The following is a 21,760-nucleotide window of genomic DNA, read 5'->3' on the forward strand; positions in this document are numbered from 1 at the left end:
TAAATCCGATTTAATATTAAACTAATAATTATAACAAAACCTACAAGGTTTTTAAAACCTTGCAGGTTGGTATAACACCATTGAATACCAACAACACCGCCATATTAATCTTTGCAAACTCCGCGCAGCAGGAGGCTTTTGCTAAACCCTTCGAGTCATCGGCCTTGTTGTTTGATGCACTCAATCGGGACATTCTCAAAAAAGTGGAGCGCACGGGTCTCCCTTATTATCATGTTTCTGAAAAAGAACAAATTGGTAATTCCTTTGCTCAACGTTTTACAAACGCCATCCAATCCATTTACACCAAAGGTTATGACAGGGTCATTACCGTGGGTAACGATACACCTCATTTAAATAGCGGCCAAATCCTCAAGGCTGCGCAACAACTTGAAACAAATGATATTGTTTTGGGACCATCTTTGGATGGTGGTTTTTATTTGATGGGATTGAAAAAATCACATTTCAACGCCAAAACCTTTCTCAAATTACCTTGGCAAACCGCAGGCTTATCCCAAAGTATGTATAGGCTCATCGCTGCGAATAAAACCAAGTTGTTTACGCTTGAAACACTTGTTGACATTGACAGTATTTCAGATGTCAACCGCATTCTTCAGAGTAAAAGACACATAAGTACTTTACTAAGGCAGTTACTTTTAGCTGTTTTTTCAGAAAAAAACACTTCTTTTTTTAGGTATCAGCTTTCTTTTCAGAATAGCTTTCTAAGCCTATACTACAACAAGGGCTCTCCTTTACCTCTATTTTCCTAATTTTTTCAAAAACATTATCAATCTTTTTAATCGAGAATACTATAAATGAAATATTTATATACTTTGACTATGCTCTGTATGGTAAGTATGAGCTTTGCCCAACAAGATTTTACCATTTCCGTCATTGATGCGGAAACCAACGCACCAGTTCCAAATATTGACATCAAATTGACCAATCAAGCACGAGGGATTTCTTTAACGCAGCAAACCAATGCACAAGGAAAAACGATATTTAGGTCCATCCCTACTCTCAATGGTTATCAAGTGTTTTTTGAGGGAAACAGCGATTTTGGCCCTAATTTTAGCGAAAAAATCGATGTACGTTCTAACCAAAATCCGAACGTACAATTACAATTAAATAAAAGTATTGGCAATTCCCAAGACCTCGAGGAGGTGCTCATTACCAATGTGTCTTCAGCAAAAATCAACCGTCGCGATGCCGAAGTTGCTTTTGAACTAACTGCGGAAGAAATCCAGGAAATCCCTGTAGAAGGTCGTGATATTACGCGTGTGCTCTACCGTTTACCAAACGTAACCCAAGCGACAGGTTTTTTCCCTGAAGCTGCCAACGTGAGTGTCAATGGTGGCAACTCCTTATTTACCTCCTACCTCATCGATGGCATGGATAACAACGAAAACTTTTTGGGTGGCCAGCGATTCGCAATTCCTTCTGGGTTTGTAAAGGATATTACGGTGTTTTCCAGTAATTATTCTGCGGAACAAGGCCTAACCAGCAACGGCATTATTGACGTAACCACAAAATCGGGCACTAATGAGACTACCGGCGAAGTCTTTTTTGTCACACGACCTGGTCCTTCCATTGATGGTACAAGCCAGTTCGCACAACGCGACCTTTCTGGCAACCAGGTAAAAGACGGATTCGCAAGATACCAAGCAGGTGTTGGCATTGGGGGTGCTTTGGTGCAGGATAAAACGTTTTACTATTTCAATTTTGAACATACCACAGACGTCAAGGATAATCTTTTGAACGTGCCACAGTTGGGTGTTTCCGAAACCGTGCAAGGCACAAATTATTTTGAGTATTTTTCAGCAAAAATCGATCAAATCTGGTCATCAAATTTCCGTAGTTCGTTACGGGCTAACGTTGGTTTTGTGGGTATTGAGCGCCAAGGCGGCGGACTTGATGGTGGCGTGCAATTTCAAACTGCTGGCAACAACCAAGAGCGAAACAGTATCAATATCGCTTTAAAGAATTCTTATAATCTCGGCGTGCTTTCCGCAGAAACCAACCTGCAGTACAGCAGATTCCGTTGGAATTATGCTGCGGCAAATAACCCAGATAATCCGCAAGTGGTGGTCTTGAGTCCTGCCGATGAAACCTTGGCTATTTTAGGGCATCCGGGTTATATTTTTGATGCTTTGGAAAACACGGTCCAGTTTCAACAGAAATTCAAATATTACGTCAAAAATCACACAATTAAGGCTGGTTTGAATTTTATAAGCAGCGACCATACGCTTTTTGGCGGCGGAAATCCCAATGGCAATTACACCGTAAGACTCAACCAAAACCAATTAGACAATCTTAGAACCAGTGGTTTGAGCGCCAATTTTGGTATCAATGATATCCCTAACGATGTGGAAGTAACCAATTACAATGTTGAATTGCGTCCCAAATCCTTCGGAAAAACCCACAATAACACCAGCATTTACGTTGAAGATTTATGGTCGGCAACCGAGCGTCTTAACCTAACTTTAGGTTTACGTTATGATTATGACAACCTTTCAAAAGGCGGAAGCGACGACGGTGACACAAACAATATCGCACCTCGTTTCAACTTTAATTACGAGCTTAATAATAAGAGTGTGATTAGAGGTGGCTACGGTTTGGCCTACGAAAAAATCAACTATGCCATTTACAGTGATGCGCTTCAGCAGAATACAACTTCGGCCGATTACAAAGCACAAATTCAAGCATTTATAGACCAAGGGATTTTACCAGCGGACACTAATATCGATGCAGTAACATTTGCTGGAAATATTTCGGCAAATTTAGGGAGCGTGCCTTATTTACAAGGACCTTCGGCTGAATCTTTGCAAGACCAACGTGAGGGTGCCTTTTCAAATGAACGTCGCATCCTGAACCCGAATGGGTATGACAACCCGTACTCCCACCAATTCTCCATTGGCTATCAATTGCAAGTAGAAGATGATAAATTATTCTTTGTGGATATGTACCATAATCGAGGCGAAAACCTACAGCGACTGCGAAATTTGAACGCTGCTGCGCAATTCCCCATCGGTGACGATTTTAGTCCCGATGATGTAAGAACACCCGCAGAGGCTGATGCTACAAGACCAATACCCATTGTAAATGGTGCAGGTATTATCAACGGACAAGCAGTATCGGGCGTGGCTAGAAATGTGGTGGTTTCTGAAACCGAAGGCAAATCAAGATATTTTGCGGCCAGTTTCAACTATCAAAAAACTCGAGGGACTGATGATTATGCCTACCGTCTCAATTATACCTTATCATCTTTAAAGAACGATACTGAGGATATCAATTTTCGTCCGCAAGATGGGAATAATTATGGTTCAGAATATGGCCCATCCATCAACGACCGTCGCCATAACATCAATGGGATTTTCAACTATTACCCATTTCAAGGCACCACGGTAACCATTGCGTCTTTATTGCAAAGCGGGCAACCCATCAATCGCATACCAGATGTGGCAATTTTTGGCACTACCGATTTAAATGGTGATGGCTCTGCTTTTGGCGATGCCTATCAAGGTAATAGTGACCGTTCGCCAGGTGAAGATAGAAACAGCGACCGTTTACCTTGGTCTTTCAATTTCGACCTTGGGATTCAGCATCAATTCACATTGACTGAAGGCACACGTTTGGAAATTCGCGCAGACGTTTTTAACGTCTTCAATGTTGAAAATTTGAGTGGCTACAGCAACAATGCCACACAAAGTAATCAAATACAGCCTGGACCTGCATCTTCTGGTGTGTTTATTCAACGTAATGCAGGACCACCAAGACAGTTCCAATTTGGAGCGCGTTACTTATTTTAGAATGCACATAGATCTGTCAGGCCCCGATAGCGATCGCGACTGACAGGTCTTAATTAACAGAAAAAGAAATCAATGTGTCAAGTTGAAATCATTTGAACATGAAAAAGTTTAATTTTAATAAAATGAAATATTTCATTACCTGCAGTTTAGTTCTACTTCTTTTTTCCTGCGGAAACGAGAAAAAGCAAGCACAAACAGATTACACGGAAGCGTCTTGGGAAACCATTACCAAAGACGCCAAAGGCCAAACCTTAACCATGATTATGTGGATTGGCGACTCCAAAATCAATGCCTATATGAAAGGTTTTGTAAAGCCCATGGTCAAAAAGAACTATGACATCAATTTAGAAATTGTTGGTGGTCAAGGCGGTCAAATCATACAAATGTTGATGACCGAGCTTCAGGCCAATGCCGAAACCAGTAATGTGGATATGTTATGGATTAATGGCGAAACCTTTTATCAATTACGACAATTGGATGGCCTTTACGGTCCTTGGACCTCAAAGTTGCCAAACTCAAAATACATCGATTTTAATAACCCCTTTATTGGGATGGATTTTCAACAGCCCATTGAAGGCTACGAGTTGCCTTGGGGCAATGTACAAATGGCCATGATTTATGATAGCGCCAAAGTGGAAAATCCACCCATGACCAGAGAAGGCTTATTGGCATTTGTCAAAGCCAATCCTGGTAAATTTACCTTTGACAACCAATTTACAGGCTTGACCTTTTTAAAGGCGCTTTTAATTGATATTGCCGGCGGCGATGACGTGCTTAAAGGCGATTTTGACGAAGCTAAATATCATAAGTACAGTCAAGAATTGTGGACCTATATCAATGAGCTGAAACCCTATCTATGGCGCCAAGGCGAGGTTTTTCCTGAGAGTGTGGCACAAATGCACCAATTATTTGCTAGTGGTGAGTTGTGGTTTAGTATGAGCAATAATGATGCGGAAGTGGATAGTAAAACTTCGGAAGGTTTATTCCCTGAAACCGCTCGGGCGTATGTGCCCGATTTCGGAACCATTCAAAATTCGCATTATTTGGGCATAACAAAATTGTCTGGAGTTAAACCTGCCGCCATGCTAGTCGCCAATTTTATGGTCTCTCCAGAAGCGCAGCTCGAAAAAATGAGACCTACAGTTTGGGGCGATGGGACGGTTTTGGATATGGAAACGCTTTCCGAAGACATGAAAGCAAAATTTCAAAATTTGCCTTCCAGAAAACGAGCGCCTAAACGCAGCGAGATTCAGCAAAAAGCACATTTGGAATTGGCACCAGAATATATGATTAGGTTATCGGAAGATTTTAGGAAAGAAATAATCGAAAAGTAGAAAAGAGAGAAAAGAAAAAAGACGGGAGACGGGAGACGGGAGACGGGAGACGGAAGACTGAAGACTGGAGACGGGAGACGGGAGACTGGAGACGGGAGACGGGAGACGGAAGACGGGAGACGGGAGACGGAAGACGGAAGACGGAAGACGGGAGACGGGAGACGGGAGACGGAAGACGGAAGACGGGAGACGGGAGACGGGAGACGGGAGACGGGAGACGGGAGACGGGAGACGGAAGACGGAAGACGGAAGACGGAAGACGGAAGACGGGAGACGGGAGACGGAAGACGGGAGACGGGAGACTGGAGACGGGAGACTGGAGACTGGAGACGGGAGACGGGAGACGGGAGACGGGAGACGGGAGACGGAAGACGGGAGACGGGAGACGGAAGACGGGAGACGGGAGACGGGAGACGGGAGACGGGAGATTGGAGACGGGAGACGGGAGACGGACAGTCTTTTGAGATTCGTGAAATCTAAGTAACATTAACCACGCATGTACTCCAGATAACAAAAAGAAACGTGCATTCGTGGCAAGAAAACTGAATTTGAAAAAACACCTCAATAGCAAAACTTTAGGACAGTTATTTTTTATAGCTGTGGTTACATTGCCAGTACTTTCGGGTTTGGTCTATGCGACGCTGTATAGCTTAGGGTTTGTAGGGGTTTTAAATAAAGGATTTACAACCGAAAACTGGGAAGCCATCTTTTTTGGCAGTCCGTTTTGGACCTCCATTCTCTTTAGTTTTTATGTAGCGGTAACCAGCATCGTATTGAGTTTGGTGTTTTCGTTGAGCATGGCCTTAAGCTGGAAAAAAGCACTTCAAAAAGGCGCATTGTCCACCGCCATGTATTTGCCATTATGCTTTCCTGGGACGGTCATGGCGTTTTTTATGTTTCAGCTGTTGTCAAAATCTGGATTCTTATCGCGTTTGGGTTTTACCGCAGGAATTTTAAGTGAATTGAACCAGTTTCCGGCGTTGATAAATGATGCCTATGGTATTGGTATCATCATCACTTCGGTCGTGTTGATTACGCCGTTTTTTGTGATTCTGTTCAGCAACATGTACCGCAGCGAAAACATTGCCAATTATAAGCAATTGGCATCCACTTTTGGTGCAACAAAACTGCAATTGCTTACCAAAGTGACCTTGCCCATTTTACTCAAAAAATCGTCGGTAACCATTTACCTATTCGTTATTTTTGTGATGGGGAGCTATGAGATTCCGCTGTTGCTGGGGCGCCAGAGTCCGCAAATGATTTCCGTAGCCATCTTACAGAAAATCCAACGCTTTAATTTATACGACATCCCCAAAGGTTTTGCGATGAGTATTTTATATGTGCTTATCATAATTTCCGTCCTTTTGCTCTTGTATTTTAGAAACCGGGATTTTTTTAAAACCGAGACCAACGCATGATAAAAAAATTGCTGCAATACGGGTTTATCGTATCCATCGGGTTTCCGGTGGCGTTTTTGCTGATGCTGTCTTTGGGCAGACGTTGGGCCTACCCAAACGTGTTGCCAGAGCAGATGAATTTTGCAAATTGGGAATTTTTGCAGCGCAGTGACTCCAAATTGTTCCAAGCCTTTTTTGTGTCGCTCGGCATTTCACTTTGTGTTGCGATTTTTACTACCAGTATTGGTTTTCTAATTTCAAAACTTATCGCCTATAGTAAAAACAGAAACTTTTATTTGGTGTTAGCTTATATTCCATATTTACTATCGCCCGTGATCATGGCGGTGATATTCCAATATTATTTTATCATCACGGGACTTACCGGCACTTTTCTAGGTGTCATCATCGCGCAGTTTTTAGTGGCGTTTCCTTTTGGGATTATCATTTACATCAATTTTTGGAACCCGCAGTTAAAATCCATCGAAGAATTGAGCTATACATTAGGCGGAAGCCGATGGCAAACCTTCAAAAAAGTACTATTACCCTTATCTAAAAACGCGATAATGCTCTGCTTTTTTCAGGTGTTTTTGATTTCTTGGTTCGAGTATGGCTTAACCAATCTCATCGGTTCTGGCAAAGTACGTACCTTGACTGTAAGTGTCTTCAATTTTGTAACCGAAGCCAACATTTTTTATGCCGCATTATCCTGTTGTTTGCTCATTTTACCACCAATGCTGTTGCTGTACATCAATAAACGCTTGATATTTTTTGTCGAAAAAACCAAAATCGAACCATGACCCACATTCTCAACATAAAAGACCTGTATAAGAACTTCGGAAAAGAGACGATACTGAAAAACATCAACTTGTCTTTAGAAAAGAATACCGTTTTGAGTCTTTTAGGCTCATCTGGAAGCGGAAAAACCACACTTCTCAAAATCATTGCAGGTTTGGAGTCTGAAGATAAAGGTGAGCTGTTGCTCAACGGAAAAAATCTGGCCAATAAAAAACCGCAGCAGCGGAATATCGTATATTTATACCAAGAGGCTTTATTATTCCCGCATTTGAATGCTTTTGAAAACATTGCCTTTGGTTTACGACTAAAAAAAGTGGATTCCAAAGTCATTATGGAAAAAGTAAACCACATGTTGGAACATCTAGACATGGCTAGACATGCCGAAAAGATGCCAAATCAGCTTTCTGGTGGGCAACGCCAACGCATTTCCTTTGGTCGTGCCATGGTCATTGAACCAGAATTGCTGTTGCTGGATGAACCTTTTGGAGCTTTAGATGCTATCACGCGCGGCAAAATGCAAGAACTGTTCAAGGATTTGGCACATAAGATGCATATTTCAGCATTGTTCGTTACCCACGATTTAAAAGAAGCCATCGTCATGGGCGACCAGATTGGGAAAATCCAAAAAGGCCAACTGCTGCAGTACGCAACTAAAAAAGAATTCTATAAAGATGAATTTTCTGGAGTACAAAAAGAAATTGACTTCTGGAAACAGATAAACAACAACTAAAATTATGATACAAGCTGCAGTAATTTCCAACGGATTGCAAGGCATCCACAGGTACTTCGTATCTAATGAAAAAGTCAATTACAGCGTTTTGGAAATTGAGGAAGACTTCAATCCCGACCTCACACCGTATGACCTTTTGGTCGTGCCCAACGGTTGCGACCATATTGCCATGGCAAAAATAAAGGATAAAGTAGCCTCTTTTCTAGAAGAAGGCAACGCGCTTTTTTGCTTTGATGGCTGGTTTACCAACTGGATTCCCGGTAACCAATGGGTTATGAGCAACGAGAAAAAAACCATCGATATTCGGTATAAGGTCAAGACCGACACTTACAATCTGTTTGAAGGTATTGACATCGATAAATTAATTTATAACCATAATATAAGTGGTTGGTGGGCTTGTGGCTACATTGACGCTTCAAAAAATGCCGATGTGATTGTTGAAGATACTTGGCAACGCCCAATCATTGTATTAGATGAAAAAACCACCAATGGTACCATTATTTTAACTGCGAGTGGCCCTTTGGGTGATAGTGGCGCCATCCCAACCGATGACGAATCGTCTTATTCCGTTTTAGGGCAATTGTACCAAAATATGTTAAGTTTAATCATAAAAAAGATAAACCATGAAACGAGCATGTTCTAAATTTTATTCATTTAAGAAAATGATTGATAGCGAACAGCCCCGATAGTTATCGGGCTGACCATCAAAAACAATAACAATATACACATGAAAAAGATAGGATTACTGTTTAATGGCGTTTGGAGCCATTATACCTTCGCAACCGCACCAAAATACAAGGATTTAATTGAGCTGATTTACATTCACGATTTTGATGAAACTTCGTTGGACAGATTGGAAGCACTCATGATCCCGTTTCAATCCAATCAAAATGCCATTGCCAAACGCAAAGACGTGATTTACGATTTTCTTGCAAAAGGCAAAAAAGTATTTATTGAAGGCGATTCGTCTATGGATTGGATTGAGGCCAAATGGGAAGACCGGCCTACCAATAATTACTGGTGGGTAGAAAACCCAAATAATCCGCCAATTAGCGACACCGATTTCACGCACCCCATTTATGAGGGTTTGACGCCAAGACAATCCTGCTGGCACACGCATGGCTCATACACGAGTATGCCTTCCCAAGCAAAAGCCATCCAAAAAAAGCCAGATGGCGAAATTATAAGTTGGGAAACCCAACAATATGGAGGCACACTTTTTGCGACCACATTAGACCCAATCGTGGAGCACGGCGTACAACAGATTACGCATTTGGATCATTATGTGGATAAGCTTATTTTTTGGCTTTCGGGCGATAAGGCGTCTGGGAGTTTTGATGTGCCTCGAGAAAATTATGGAATTGCCGTATCATGCTGAATGACAAAATCACAGCAGACTATTCCAAAATCGTAAGTTCGCATGAACTTGATGCCGAAGCGCAAAGAGCTAATGCGTGTCCTGCGATTTTTAATTCGATTAGACATCGCTATCCGACGTTTAAGGGTTGTATAGCGGAAGCTGATTTAGGCTTGGGTTGCGCGCTTCCGTTTGAGCATGCTAATTTGAAAGAAGGCGATTTGGTGGCCGATTTAGGTTGTGCTGCTGGCATAGACAGTTTTATTATGGCGGATTTGGCAGGAACTAAAAGCCAAGTTTTCGGATTTTATATCACACCATCACTCATAAAACGCGCAAATGCTATTAAAAATAACTTCGGAATTGAGCAGGTACAGTTTGCTACTGCCGATATTACTGAAATTCCGTTGGAAGATGATAGTGTTTCGGTTTGCACGAGTAATGGCGTTTTCAGTCTAATAAAAGATTTGGAAGCTGTTTTCAAGGAAATAAAGCGTATCCTGAGACCTGGAGGTGTATTTTGCTTATCGGATATTAATCGGAAAACAAATTTTTCCGAAGTAGACTATGCGCAAATAAAATCCTACACAGGCTGTTTGAATGGGATTCGCCATCAAAATAGCTACCTTGACCATATTAAAAATGCTGGGTTTTCTTCCGTAGAACTCATTGGAGAGCGGTTGGTAGAATTCCCCAATCATATTTCAAAAACACAAGGTGTTTACATTAGCACTTTTAAAATAACTTTATAATTTATGAATCAGAATTTCAATCACATACAATCTGTTTACTGGGTATTCACCCAACTTTGCAACGACGACTGCGACCATTGTTACAATGATTCTAGTCCGTTTGGAAAGCGCATCAGCAAAGACGATTGCATGGCGATTATCGATAATATGCCCGATAAAATTGACCGCATCATCTTAAGTGGTGGCGAGCCTATGGCAGATATCAAGTTGTTACATGCCATATTGGACAAAATTCAAGCCCGCTATAAAGGCGAGACCCAAATCATGTTGCAGACCAATGGCGATTTGATGAAACCTAAAAAGCTTCAGGTTTTAATTGATAAAGGTGTGACCAGGTTTGACATTGCCAGTATCGACCGCTACCATAAAAAAGCGGGCGGACGATTAATGGAGTTGGCCGATATTTTTGAAAGCTGCGGGGTTAACGGCACTGAAAAAGACCCTTTATTGGAAGGCGGTCATTATTTAACTGAAAACCCATTGAGTTGGGGCTATTGGGGCGCAAATGAAGACATGTGGCTCGGTGGCAATTGGGCACGTGGCAAAGCCTTGAAACACGATAATTGGTTGAAAGACCCAGACCATAATTTTTGTACCATACTTTCTGGCGCACGTAATTTTTTGGGTGGTCATGAAGATATTCCGCAGGAAATCAGCATTCAGCTTTGGCGTATCAATCCGTGTTGCCCTGGCACGCATTTCCCCATGGGCGACGCTCGGAAACAAAAAGTGGCCGACGTTTTAGAACGTGCTTCCAAAAGTGCAGTCTTTAAAATGCTCAACGATGGCGACCCTTTAAAAATGGGCGAAAGTTTGGGTGTTACTCAAGAAGAGGCTTCAGAAAAAAACCAGGAATTAAAAAACATCTGTCTCTATTGCGACCATTTTATGAAATGCCATAAAGATGAGATTTTTGATGAAAATGGCGTGAAACCTTCAGAACAACTGGTATGAAATTCTTAATACTCATGGGGGTTTTTAGCTTACCGTTTTTTAGCTTTGGGCAGAAGACCTTGGAAGAATTATTGAAAGTCCACAATAATAATGCGGTACCCTACATTAGCGTTCAAGAACTTGCGATGCCTAAAACGGAGGCTGTGATTTTGGATGCCCGCGAACCAGAAGAATATAAAGTAAGCCGTCTAAAAAATGCTGTTTTTGTGGGCTTCAATACATTTGATTTAGAAACAACAACCTCACAACTCTACAACAAACAACAACACATAGTCGTGTATTGTTCGCTAGGAATCAGGTCTGAAACCATTGCCGAAAAACTCAAAAAAGCAGGATACACAAACGTTTATAATCTCTATGGCGGTATTTTTGAATGGAAGAATGAAGATTTTCCTGTATATAATGCTGCGGAACAAGAAACGGATAGTGTGCATGCGTTTTCAAAAGTTTGGGGGAAGTGGCTGTTGAAAGGGGTTAAGGTTTATTGAAGGCGAAGATGAAGTTGAAGATGAAGATGAATTTGAACTTGAACTTGAACTTGAACTTGAAAATGAACTTGAACTTGAAAATTAAATAACTCGCTGGGGCGAGGAGTTGAAGATGACAATGAAGATGAAGATGAATTTGAACTTGAACTTGAACTTGAACTTGAACTTGAAAATGAAATAACTCGCAGGGGAGAGGAGTTGAAGATGACAATGAAGATGAAGATGAATTTGAACTTGAACTTGAAGATGAACTTGAATTTGAACTTGAACTTGAACTTGAAAATGAATTAGCTCGCAGACCTGCCTGCCGGCAAGCAGAGTTGAATTGAAGATGAAATTGAAAATGAATCAGCTAGCAGAATTGAAAACCGAAACTAAAACGAAAACTTCAGACTGAATACTGTGGACTGAAAACTGTGGACTGAATACTTAAAAATATGGGAATCCTATCTAACAACGACATCAAAAACGACCATGAGCTCATGGCGAATTTTCATTTTCCGACGTCTAAAAAAGCCTTGATTGTTTTTACACGTAATCCAGAATTGGGAAAATGCAAGACCCGTTTGGCAAAAAGTATTGGCGATGAATCGGCTTTAAAGGTTTATAAACATCTACTGCAACATACGGCTAATGTTGCTAAAAAAGTGAGTGCCGACCGTTTCGTTTTTTATTCGGAACACATCAATAACAGCGATATTTGGGATGAGGCGTTTTTCAGAAAAAAATTGCAGGAAGGGAATAACTTAGGCGAGAAAATGCACAACGCTTTTTCGTTATTGTTTGCTTCTGGCTATGAGAAAGTCTGCATTATTGGCAGCGATTTGCTCGATTTAGATGCTGAAATTATTGACGAAGCTCTAGAAACCTTAAACCATCACGATGTCGTGATTGGTCCTGCCGAAGATGGCGGCTACTACCTTTTGGCGATGAACGAAATGCAGCGCCCCGTCTTTGAAAATAAAGATTGGGGAACCGAAACCGTAAGAAACGCAACCCTCGAAAATCTGGCTGACAAAAAAGTCCATTTACTGAAAGCACTCAACGACATCGACACTTTTGACGACATGAAGCACTATGACGAACTCAAAAAATTCTATACTAATTAATAAGACTTCCGCTTTCTCGGAAGATGAATATGCAAAAATACATTACAGAAACCGCAGACTACCTCAAAAACAAAGGCTTTGATACGCCCGAAATCGGCATTATCCTTGGCACCGGACTGGGGCAACTCGTTAACGAACTCGAGATTCTAGAGGAAGTGAGCTACAACCACATCCCGAATTTCCCTACTGCCACGATAGAGTTTCATAAAGGCAAACTTATTTATGGCATCTTGGAAGGCAAGAAAGTCATCGTTATGCAAGGGCGTTTCCATATTTATGAAGGTTATTCGCTTCAAGATGTGACCTATCCGGTGCGTGTGATGAAAGCACTGGGCATTCACACTTTATTGGTTTCAAACGCTTCTGGAGCCATAAATCTCGATTTCAAAAAAGGCGAATTGATGCTCATTGATGACCACATCAATTTACAAGGCAGTTCGCCATTGGCTTTTAAAGGCGTAGAACAACTGGGCGAGCGTTTTGTGGACATGAGCGCACCTTACGATTTAGACATCAACGCGAAATTTAAAACCATTGCCAAAGCGCATAAGATCAAACTACACGAAGGCGTTTATGCTAGTGTCGTTGGCCCACAATTGGAAACCCGAGCTGAATATCGCATGCTCAAGATTATGGGCGCCGATGCGGTTGGCATGAGCACCGTACCAGAAATCATCGTGGCCAATCACCTTAATCTCAAAGCAGCTGCGGTTTCCGTATTGACCGATGAATGCGACCCAAACCATTTGAAACCCGTCAACATTACAGAAATCATTGCCATGGCAACTAAAGCCGAGCCAGATATGATTGTGTTGTTTAAGGAGTTGATTAAGAGTTTGTAAGACATAAAATCTCACAGTCACGAAAATTTTCGTGACTGTGAGATTTTTACCCAAAAACGATTTCTCAATTTATTACAAAGCCCATGTAGGTGTTTTCCACCAACATCTTTTCGCAGTTCTGAATGTAAGCTCCATAGTCGAAACCCTTCAAGTACTGAACACCTGAAAGGTTTATCAACCAATACCGACTCAACCCATTAAGATATCCCTGCTTTCGCAGGAAGTAAACATGGAAAAATATTTAGACATTATATTAAACTCCTATTCAGGGTACTGGCGTTATCTCAAAAACGAGCTTATCGACATTTACCACTGGGACAACTATTTTTATGGTCTTATTGGGCTATCGTTATTGGTCTGGGGATTGGAAATCCTATTTCCGTGGCGAAAAAACCAGCCTGTTTTTAGAAAAGATTTTTGGCTGGACACCTTCTACATGTTCTTCAATTTTTTTCTTCTGAATTTAATTGTGCTCATCGCACTATCAAATACCGCAGCCGAAATCTTCAATGATATTTTGGGTTTTTCAGGTTTGCATGTCTCCAATTTTGAGCTTTTTGATATTGATGTCTTACCGCGTTGGTTGGGTTTATTCATTTTCTTTCTAATTAGCGATTTTGTACAATGGAATACTCACCGCTTGCTGCACCGCGTGCCCATGCTCTGGAATTTTCATAAGGTGCATCACAGCGTCAAAGAAATGGGTTTTGCGGCGCACTTGCGCTACCATTGGATGGAACCTGTGGTTTACAACTCCTTACTTTACATCCCCATTGCGATTATTGGTGGTTTTGATGCTCAAGATGTAGCGATTGTTCATTTTTTCGCCATTGCGATTGGCCACCTCAACCATGCCAATCTCGGCTGGGATTATGGTAAATTAAAATACATTTTCAACAACCCGAAAATGCACATTTGGCACCATGCCAAGGAACTTCCAGAACACACAAAATACGGTGTCAACTACGGGATAACGCTGAGCACTTGGGATTATATATTCAGAACAGACCATATTCCGAGTGACGGTAGAGATATTGAATTAGGTTTTGATGAAGACGAAAACTTTCCGAAGGACTTTTTAAGACAGAGCATTTATCCGCTCAAAACCAAGGGCTAATGAATTTCGTAAGTACGACCAGAGAACTTAAAACAACCACATGAAAACCTTAATAACCTATGTTGCTATTTTCAGTATGGCCATTTGCACGACGAGCTGCAACCTCCTTACCGCCGCGGGCATGAGCAGTCAAGGCCAGCCCACGAAAAAAGTGCAGGGTGACTTATCCTCTTCCACATTAAATTCGGCAGTGAATGTTGACCACAGCGCTTTTGATAAATTGCTTAAAAAACACGTTAACAACAAAGGTTTTGTGGATTATAAAGGCTTCAGCAATGACCAAGCGCAATTAGAGGCTTACCTAAAAATGCTATCAGAATTAGACCCCAGCGATGCGTGGAGCGTTCAGGAATTGTTGGCTTATTACATCAATCTCTACAATGCTGCAACCGTTCAATTGATTTTGGAAAATTACCCAACCAAGAGCATCCAGGATATTGACAAGGCTTTTATCAAGGCTTTCGTGAAAATTGGCGATAGCGAGCTTTCTCTTGGAGGCATCGAAAATGGTGTGTTGCGAAAAATGAACGAACCAAGAATCCATTTCGCCATTAATTGTGCGGCCTATTCTTGTCCGAAATTGATGAATGAAGCTTATACTTCTGCAAAAATAAATGAGCAATTGGAAGCTGCAACCGTAGAATTTATCAACTCAGATAAAAACGATATTACAAAGACCAACCCAAAACTGTCCAAGATTTTTGACTTTTATACTTCAGATTTTAAGGTAGATGGCAAAAAAGACCTCATTGGATTTGTCAATCAATACAGCAAAACCAAGATTGACACCTCCACCGAATACACGTTTAAGGATTACGATTGGAGCTTGAACGAACAAAGGGATTGACGATTGACGATTGACGATTGACGATTGACGATTGACGATTTGGAATTTGGAATTTGGAATTTAAGTTATAAAATCTCTTATTGTTTTTTACATCACAAATTTTAAAACGCATATTTGCGCTGCTTTGAGAACGCTTTAGAAGTTTCGATTAGGAAACTTAGCTACTGAATGTTCTTGAACTGTTTTTTATGAATCATAAGATTTCCATCATCATACCCGTTTTAAACGAAGCTGAATCGATAGGCCAATTGATTCAGCATCTGCTGCACCATTCATCTTCAGATGAACAGGTTTTAGAAATAATTGTGGTAGATGGCGGAAGCTGTGATGGTTCGCTTGACATTGTGAACAGGTTTTCTTCGGAAGTGCACTCGTCCAATCTCAAACCTAAGCTAAGCGATAGCGACACGCTTGTTACCAAAAAAACCTCAAAGCCCAAGACCTGTTTATCCACCCAAATCAAATTGATCACTTCGGAAAAAGGCAGGGCAAAACAACTCAATCGTGGCGCAAAAGAAGCTCTTGGCAATATTCTTTATTTCTTGCATGCCGATTCATTCCCGCCAAAGGATTTTGACAGTTTAATAATTTCCGAAGTCAACAAAGGAAATTTAGCAGGCTGTTTTAGGATGCAGTTTGACAGTACCCATTGGTGGCTGCAACTTGCAAGTTCGTTTACGCAATTCCCTTGGCGCGCTTGTAGGGGTGGCGACCAAAGTCAGTTTATCACTCGTGCGCTTTTCGACAGTATTGGAGGCTATGACGAGAGCTATATCATCTACGAGGACAACATTCTCATCAACGAGCTTTACGCCAGAAAACAATTTACGGTTATCAACAAAAAACTGCGCAGTTCGGCACGCTTGTATCGCAAGCATGGGGTTTGGAAAGTGCAGTATCATTTTTTGAGAATCTATGTTAAAAAATGGTTTGGCGCTTCCGCGGAAGAACTTTTTGGATATTACAAGGAGCATTTGAGTTGACCTTGGATTAAAATTGAATCTATTTAATGATTTAAAAAAAACCTACAAGGTTGGAAAAACCTTGAAGCGGTTGGAACATTACCGCATCTCAACACTTTGAAGGTTGTTCATCCCGAACTGGAGAAACACTTTACACATCTGGAGGCAGACTAGCAGGTTAATTTTTATTCCTACCTTTTTCGTAAGGGTAAAGGCTTTGCACCGTGTCACTCTGAATAACTGTTTTAGAATCAATATCAATTGCCGATAAGGGTCCGGTAAATGCGGCACCAGTATCAACATTCCAAACGTTGAGCGCTTTCATGGGCTCGGTTTCGTTAAAATTTAAAGTTGGCGTGTGGCCAATGAAAATCTCATGGTAATGTTTGAGTCGGTTGGGATAATTAAAGGCGTTCTTCTGCACAAACCTATCGGCTACCAGCGCCATTTCCCAAAGCGTGCGATCAAAATAGAAGTTCTCTTCATAGGTTTCATGTGCCACACCGTGCATTGAGGTAAAGCCGGCGTGGATAAAGAGTCGATCTTGGTCATCGATATGGAATAATGGCATTGCTTCAAAAAATTTCAAATGTGCTTTTTTTTCCGATTTGGAAAAGTCCTTATAACTTGCTATCGTGCCCTTACCGCCGTGTTGTTGCCAAACGGCTGGCGCTTTTTCTTCTCGCAACCAATCTTCGCACCAGACGTCGTGATTGCCTTTGATGAAGATGCATTCTTGCCTTTTTGAAAATTCCATCAAATATTGAATCACTTGTGCAGATTCACTCCATCCATCCACATAATCGCCAAGAAAAATCAATTGGTCGTCTTCCTTTGAATCAATACGAGCCAAAAGCTGTTTCAAACCCTTAAGTCCGCCGTGAATGTCTCCTATGGCTAATGTACGTTTCATGTTTTTATGATTATTTGGTTCTTAAAATCGCTGTTCCTTTCTCTTTTTCTTCGGAAGCTGCTTCGCAGATGTTTAATGTAATCTTTCGTCTGTCGTGGTTTTCGTGTTTCTAAATTGCTGACTTCGGTTTTTTTTATAGCTGTTTGCCAAGTCGTAGCTATATCATAAACTTCTTCAAAAATAACGCGAATGTTTGGCTTTGCTAATGGTACTAATGCGAACAGCTTATTTATATCAAGGCTTTCATTAGGAACTTAATCCATCTGCTCACCTCGAAAACCTTTTTATCAATCAAAGGTTTAGGTTCGACATCCGGAGCAAATACCAGCACATCCATTACAACATTCCACTTGTTATTATGCCATTTTAGTTTTGTGTCATACGGACATGAAGATACAAAAATTCGTCTTGAATGCTTGGAAAAGGCTGCGACTCCGCTGGAGTCGGAAATGTAAAACGTTTGTGCTGCTACAAACCTGTGATGCCGCTGGCATCTTTTATTGGGTTGATCGTGATTTGAATTTAAAAAACATATCTAACGCAATTTCGGAATAAAATCGATTGGCTATAAGCCTTTGATGCTGGCATCAGTAGTCTTCTTGAAAACCAAAATAATCTGATTGTGAAAACAAAATAGTTGAATTATGGAATTCATCATTTACAATTTCTATAACGAGCCAAAAACTCATACCAAATCCTTAATTCCTACAACCTCAAACTAATGCCAAATCCCTAATCCCTCATTCCTCATTCCTCATTCCTACGGTCTCAAACTAATGCCCAATCCCTAATGCCTAATTCCTACCACCTACCTCCTAAAAAAAAAACTCAATCTCTATTTCCCATAAAACCTAGCAATCACTTCCTGCGCTGGCTTATTTTGTGGTGTAAACTGGTTATCGACATCGCCTCCTCTTTCATGATGGTCTTGGTGCCACTTCCACACAAAACCACCCGCAAACCAAGGTTCCGTCCAAAATTCTTCGAATAGCGCTTCTGTTGCGTTGGCTTGTCCTTCAAGGTTCAGGGTTTTGATATTATGGTCACTTTGCCAATGTTCATTACCCGCGAAATCCATGCTTCGGTAGCCGAACTCGGTAAATAGAATGGGTTTGTTTTTGTCTTCAGAAATTGATTTCAGCAGCGTCTTGTGCTTTTGCCAGCCCGCTCTACAATCGGCCACCGTGGGGGTTTTCATTTGGCTCACGGGAAAATAGGCATCCACACCAATATAATCCAAATCGTCCCAAAAAGGGGTTCGCCTGTACTCGTCCCAATTGGCGGCATAGGTCAGTTTTCCGTGGTAGATGGTTTTGATTTTTGCAATGAGTTGCTCCCAATATTCTGGCCGCTCAACAACAAAATTTTCAAGTTCGGTACCAATACAGAATACTTCAGCATGGATGTCTTTCGCTACATGGGCGTATTCCAGTATAAATTTAGTGTAAGCGGCCTCCAATAATTGCCAATCGGCTTCGGTGGTCATTTTTATATTACCCGTGAATTCGCCGCGCCATACCCAAATCTGTGGTTTAACCATAATTTTAATGTTGGCCTTTCTTAGGGTTTCAGCATATTGCTTCACACCAGCTTCGGTCTCGCCAAACCATTGTCTGTCGGTATTATAAATGATATCAGGATGTGCCAAATCCTTGATAAACCCGAAAGGCATGAGCGCTGCGTAGTTGGCGTTCAATGGTTGCAGCGCTTTGGTATGGGAGCTATCAATGGGGTGTCTTGAGGCGACAAAACTCACAGCATCAATTTTTTCTGTAGTTTCGATCTTCGCAAAACAGGCGGTTAATAGTAGGCAGCACACAAACCATTTGAAGTAAGTCATCTTAAAATTCCATTTGCATAAATATAATAGACAGAACTTCTTTAAGCTTCCTTTTTGTGAATATATTATAAAAGCAAACTCAGGTATGAAGGGTATGTCAAGACCTTGCTGTTACCGACCTAATTGTTTTAGTCATAAGTTTTCAGTCTTCAGTCTTCCATCTTCCGTCTTCCGTCTTCCGTCTTCCGTCTTCCGTCTTCCGTCTTCCGTCTTCCGTCCTCTAAAAAGTACGCCCTTTACTTTCAAGCCCATCTAGCAAAACTCACTGCTTATTCAAGTTCCAATTATAAGGATAATAAGAAATACTGCATTCTGGATTGATGTTTTCACTTCGGAATTGATTGATAAAGTCCAGCTCACTTCCGTTTTTTACAAAATCTTCCTTATACCACTTAAAAATTTCTGAAAGTTGTACCGCATCGGCTTCTACTTTGATAAACTCCGGGTTGTTAAGCGCCAATTTGGTTTGGGATTCTAATTGTGCTTCCAGATTCTTGGGTGTGTAGGCTTTATCAATCAATGGCGGACATCCAATAGCACCGCAAACCAGCACAAAATGAAAGCGTGGCTCATTGAATTGTGCCCTCAATTTTTGATTTTCGATGGCATTGAGCGTGAGATTTTCACCTGCTAAACGATAAGTGATCTTATCGAAAAAACCATCGGTGTCTAAGGGCGATTTTATTGGATAATTGTCGATGACCCCTTTAATGACGGCCAGATTATAAGCGTTGATCCAAAAGGCTTTGTAGGCGTTGGCGTTCGTTTTACTTACTGAAATCGCATCAGCCCTACTCATCAATTTGTTCAATGCAGAAGGCTTTTTAGCAATAGCATCGTAATCCACTTTACCCTCGGCAACATGGCTCTTAAAAAATTGGTCGGCTTCAGTAAAGAAATCGTTCAATGGTTGGGCCTTCGCCATTTGGAAACTCGCAAAAAGCAATAAAAAAAGCGTAGATAATTTCATAAGTTCTGTGTTTTAAATTTTCAGTACATCAAATAAATGTCAAACTGGGCTCGCATTAACGCATTAGCACTTTGCCTTCCGAAGCCATTACTTTCATTCCGCTTATTTAAATTCGATTTAAATTATTATCGCAATTAAGTTCTTACCTTTAAATGCGACTTACAAGCGACTACAATTAAAAGTTACCCGACTTCTAGGGCATTCAAAATGGAGCACATCGTTATTATTGGCAACGGGATTTCTGGCGTAACCACCGCACGGCATATCAGGAAACTATCCGATCATAAAATTACCATTATATCTGCAGAAACCGAGCATTTCTTTTCCCGTACCGCGCTCATGTACATTTATATGGGCCACATGACCTATACACATACGAAGCCTTACGAGGATTGGTTTTGGAAAAAGAATCGCATCGAACTCAAAAAGGCCTACGTTGAGCACATTGACACCGATGCCAAATCGCTAAAATTTGCCGATGGCGACACGATGACCTACGATAAATTGGTGGTAGCGACAGGAAGTAAAGTCAATAAATTTGGTTGGCCAGGACAGGATTTGAAAGGTGTGCAAGGTCTTTACAGCAAACAGGACGTGGATCAATTGGAAGCCGATGCACCTAATAATAAAGTTTGTAAACGTGCTGTCATCGTTGGTGGAGGCTTGATTGGCATTGAACTTGCCGAAATGCTCAACTCCCGCAACATCCCTGTTACCTTTCTCGTGCGCGAATCCAGCTTTTGGAACGGTGTTTTAGCGGAAGGCGAAAGCGAAATGCTCAACCGGCATATCAAAAACCATCATATCGATTTGCGATTATCCACCAACCTGAAAGCAATCAAAGCTGATGAAAACGGGCGGGTCAAGTCCGTTATCATAGAAGAAACCGGCGAAGAACTGGCTTGTGATTTGGTAGGGCTTACCGCTGGTGTTTCCCCAAATATTGAGATGATCAAAAACACGGGCATCAAAACCGATAAAGGTGTCATCGTCAACAAATATCTCGAAACCAATATCAAAGACGTTTATGCCCTTGGCGATTGCGCCGAACAGCAAGACCCTGCACACAACCGACCTCCCATTGAAGCCGTTTGGTACACAGGGCGCATGATGGGCGAGGTTTTGGCTCAAACGCTCTGTGGAAATAAGATGGCTTATAATCCTGGTCATTGGTTCAACTCGGCCAAATTTTTGGATATCGAATATCAAACCTATGGCTGGGTCTTCGGAAAAAAACGCAGACCTGATTATGAGCAGCATTTCCATTGGAAGCATGACGATGACACCAAATGCATCACCATTGCTTACCACAAGGAAAGTAGACAGTTTCTAGGCATCAATACCTTCGGAATACGAATGAAACAAGTGGTTTTTGACCAATGGCTAACCGAAAAACAAGATGTGGATCATGTAGTTTCACATCTCAAAAAGGCTAATTTTGATCCAGAGTTTTATGCGCATTATGAGAAGGACATTCAAAGCGCGTTTGAAGCGGTGTTGCAGCGGGTTTGAAAAGATGAAATCGATAAACAATAGTAACTAAAAAC

20 protein-coding genes are annotated in these 21,760 nt (G+C 41.3%); 17 read left to right on the forward strand and 3 right to left on the reverse strand.

Features of this window, described 5'->3' with window-relative positions; translation table 11 throughout:
• Positions 1-59 precede the first annotated feature (59 nt).
• From ESY88_RS09345 to ESY88_RS09430, 16 genes are all read left to right on the forward strand, one after another.
• Complete coding sequence (locus ESY88_RS09345; RefSeq protein WP_223270784.1) at positions 60-767, forward strand: TIGR04282 family arsenosugar biosynthesis glycosyltransferase; 708 nt, start codon at positions 60-62, stop codon at positions 765-767.
• 45 nt (positions 768-812) lie between these two features.
• Positions 813-3,806, forward strand: a complete 2,994-nt coding sequence (locus ESY88_RS09350) for a TonB-dependent receptor (RefSeq protein WP_147086299.1) — start codon at positions 813-815, stop codon at positions 3,804-3,806.
• Between the two features lie 122 nt (positions 3,807-3,928).
• Complete coding sequence (locus ESY88_RS09355; RefSeq protein ID WP_147086298.1) at positions 3,929-5,140, forward strand: ABC transporter substrate-binding protein; 1,212 nt, start codon at positions 3,929-3,931, stop codon at positions 5,138-5,140.
• Between the two features lie 530 nt (positions 5,141-5,670).
• Positions 5,671-6,558, forward strand: a complete 888-nt coding sequence (locus ESY88_RS09365; RefSeq protein ID WP_223270785.1) for an ABC transporter permease subunit — start codon at positions 5,671-5,673, stop codon at positions 6,556-6,558.
• Positions 6,555-7,334, forward strand: coding sequence for an ABC transporter permease (locus ESY88_RS09370; protein WP_147086297.1), 780 nt, complete (start codon positions 6,555-6,557; stop codon positions 7,332-7,334). The genes ESY88_RS09365 and ESY88_RS09370 overlap by 4 nt, the downstream gene beginning before the upstream one ends.
• Positions 7,331-8,062, forward strand: a complete 732-nt coding sequence (locus ESY88_RS09375; RefSeq protein ID WP_147086296.1) for an ABC transporter ATP-binding protein — start codon at positions 7,331-7,333, stop codon at positions 8,060-8,062. Before ESY88_RS09370 ends, ESY88_RS09375 begins: the two co-directional genes overlap by 4 nt.
• 4 nt (positions 8,063-8,066) lie before the next feature.
• A complete protein-coding gene (locus ESY88_RS09380) occupies positions 8,067-8,705 on the forward strand; it encodes a hypothetical protein (RefSeq protein WP_147086295.1) in 639 nt (212 codons plus the stop codon).
• Positions 8,706-8,789: 84 nt separating this feature from the next.
• Entirely contained in the window at positions 8,790-9,440 is a 651-nt protein-coding gene (locus ESY88_RS09385) for a hypothetical protein (RefSeq protein WP_147086294.1), read from the forward strand.
• Positions 9,434-10,171, forward strand: coding sequence for a methyltransferase domain-containing protein (locus tag ESY88_RS09390; RefSeq protein ID WP_147086293.1), 738 nt, complete (start codon positions 9,434-9,436; stop codon positions 10,169-10,171). Before ESY88_RS09385 ends, ESY88_RS09390 begins: the two co-directional genes overlap by 7 nt.
• A gap of 3 nt (positions 10,172-10,174) precedes the next feature.
• The gene (locus ESY88_RS09395; RefSeq protein WP_147086292.1) at positions 10,175-11,125 is read left to right on the forward strand and encodes a radical SAM protein; all 951 of its coding nucleotides are present in this window, start codon (positions 10,175-10,177) and stop codon (positions 11,123-11,125) included.
• Positions 11,122-11,613: a rhodanese-like domain-containing protein gene (locus ESY88_RS09400; RefSeq protein ID WP_147086291.1), complete on the forward strand. Its 492-nt coding sequence runs from the start codon at positions 11,122-11,124 to the stop codon at positions 11,611-11,613. Before ESY88_RS09395 ends, ESY88_RS09400 begins: the two co-directional genes overlap by 4 nt.
• A 437-nt stretch (positions 11,614-12,050) precedes the next feature.
• Positions 12,051-12,722 (forward strand): TIGR04282 family arsenosugar biosynthesis glycosyltransferase, encoded by a 672-nt coding sequence (locus ESY88_RS09410; RefSeq protein WP_147086290.1) that lies wholly within the window; start codon positions 12,051-12,053, stop codon positions 12,720-12,722.
• A gap of 29 nt (positions 12,723-12,751) precedes the next feature.
• Positions 12,752-13,564, forward strand: a complete 813-nt coding sequence (locus ESY88_RS09415; RefSeq protein ID WP_147086289.1) for a purine-nucleoside phosphorylase — start codon at positions 12,752-12,754, stop codon at positions 13,562-13,564.
• A gap of 229 nt (positions 13,565-13,793) precedes the next feature.
• Positions 13,794-14,681, forward strand: a complete 888-nt coding sequence (locus ESY88_RS09420; protein WP_147086288.1) for a sterol desaturase family protein — start codon at positions 13,794-13,796, stop codon at positions 14,679-14,681.
• Between the two features lie 40 nt (positions 14,682-14,721).
• Positions 14,722-15,528, forward strand: a complete 807-nt coding sequence (locus ESY88_RS09425; protein ID WP_147086287.1) for a DUF547 domain-containing protein — start codon at positions 14,722-14,724, stop codon at positions 15,526-15,528.
• Positions 15,529-15,716: 188 nt separating this feature from the next.
• A complete protein-coding gene (locus ESY88_RS09430) occupies positions 15,717-16,511 on the forward strand; it encodes a TIGR04283 family arsenosugar biosynthesis glycosyltransferase (protein WP_147086286.1) in 795 nt (264 codons plus the stop codon).
• Between the two features lie 157 nt (positions 16,512-16,668).
• Here ESY88_RS09430 and ESY88_RS09435 read toward each other — a convergent pair whose 3' ends face one another.
• The 3 genes from ESY88_RS09435 to ESY88_RS09450 form a co-directional block, all read right to left on the reverse strand.
• Positions 16,669-17,403, reverse strand: coding sequence for a metallophosphoesterase family protein (locus tag ESY88_RS09435; protein WP_147086285.1), 735 nt, complete (start codon positions 17,401-17,403; stop codon positions 16,669-16,671).
• Positions 17,404-18,238: 835 nt separating this feature from the next.
• Entirely contained in the window at positions 18,239-19,243 is a 1,005-nt protein-coding gene (locus ESY88_RS09440; protein ID WP_147086284.1) for a glycoside hydrolase family 113, read from the reverse strand.
• Between the two features lie 262 nt (positions 19,244-19,505).
• Entirely contained in the window at positions 19,506-20,213 is a 708-nt protein-coding gene (locus ESY88_RS09450; protein WP_147086282.1) for a DUF547 domain-containing protein, read from the reverse strand.
• A gap of 207 nt (positions 20,214-20,420) precedes the next feature.
• On the opposite strand from ESY88_RS09450, the gene ESY88_RS09455 reads away from it, so the two are divergent.
• The gene (locus ESY88_RS09455) at positions 20,421-21,725 is read left to right on the forward strand and encodes an NAD(P)/FAD-dependent oxidoreductase (RefSeq protein ID WP_147086281.1); all 1,305 of its coding nucleotides are present in this window, start codon (positions 20,421-20,423) and stop codon (positions 21,723-21,725) included.
• The last annotated feature ends 35 nt before the right edge of the window (positions 21,726-21,760 follow it).

Source organism: Subsaximicrobium wynnwilliamsii (genome assembly GCF_007997225.1).
In the GTDB taxonomy this organism is placed as follows: Bacteria; Bacteroidota; Bacteroidia; order Flavobacteriales; family Flavobacteriaceae; genus Psychroserpens; species Psychroserpens wynnwilliamsii.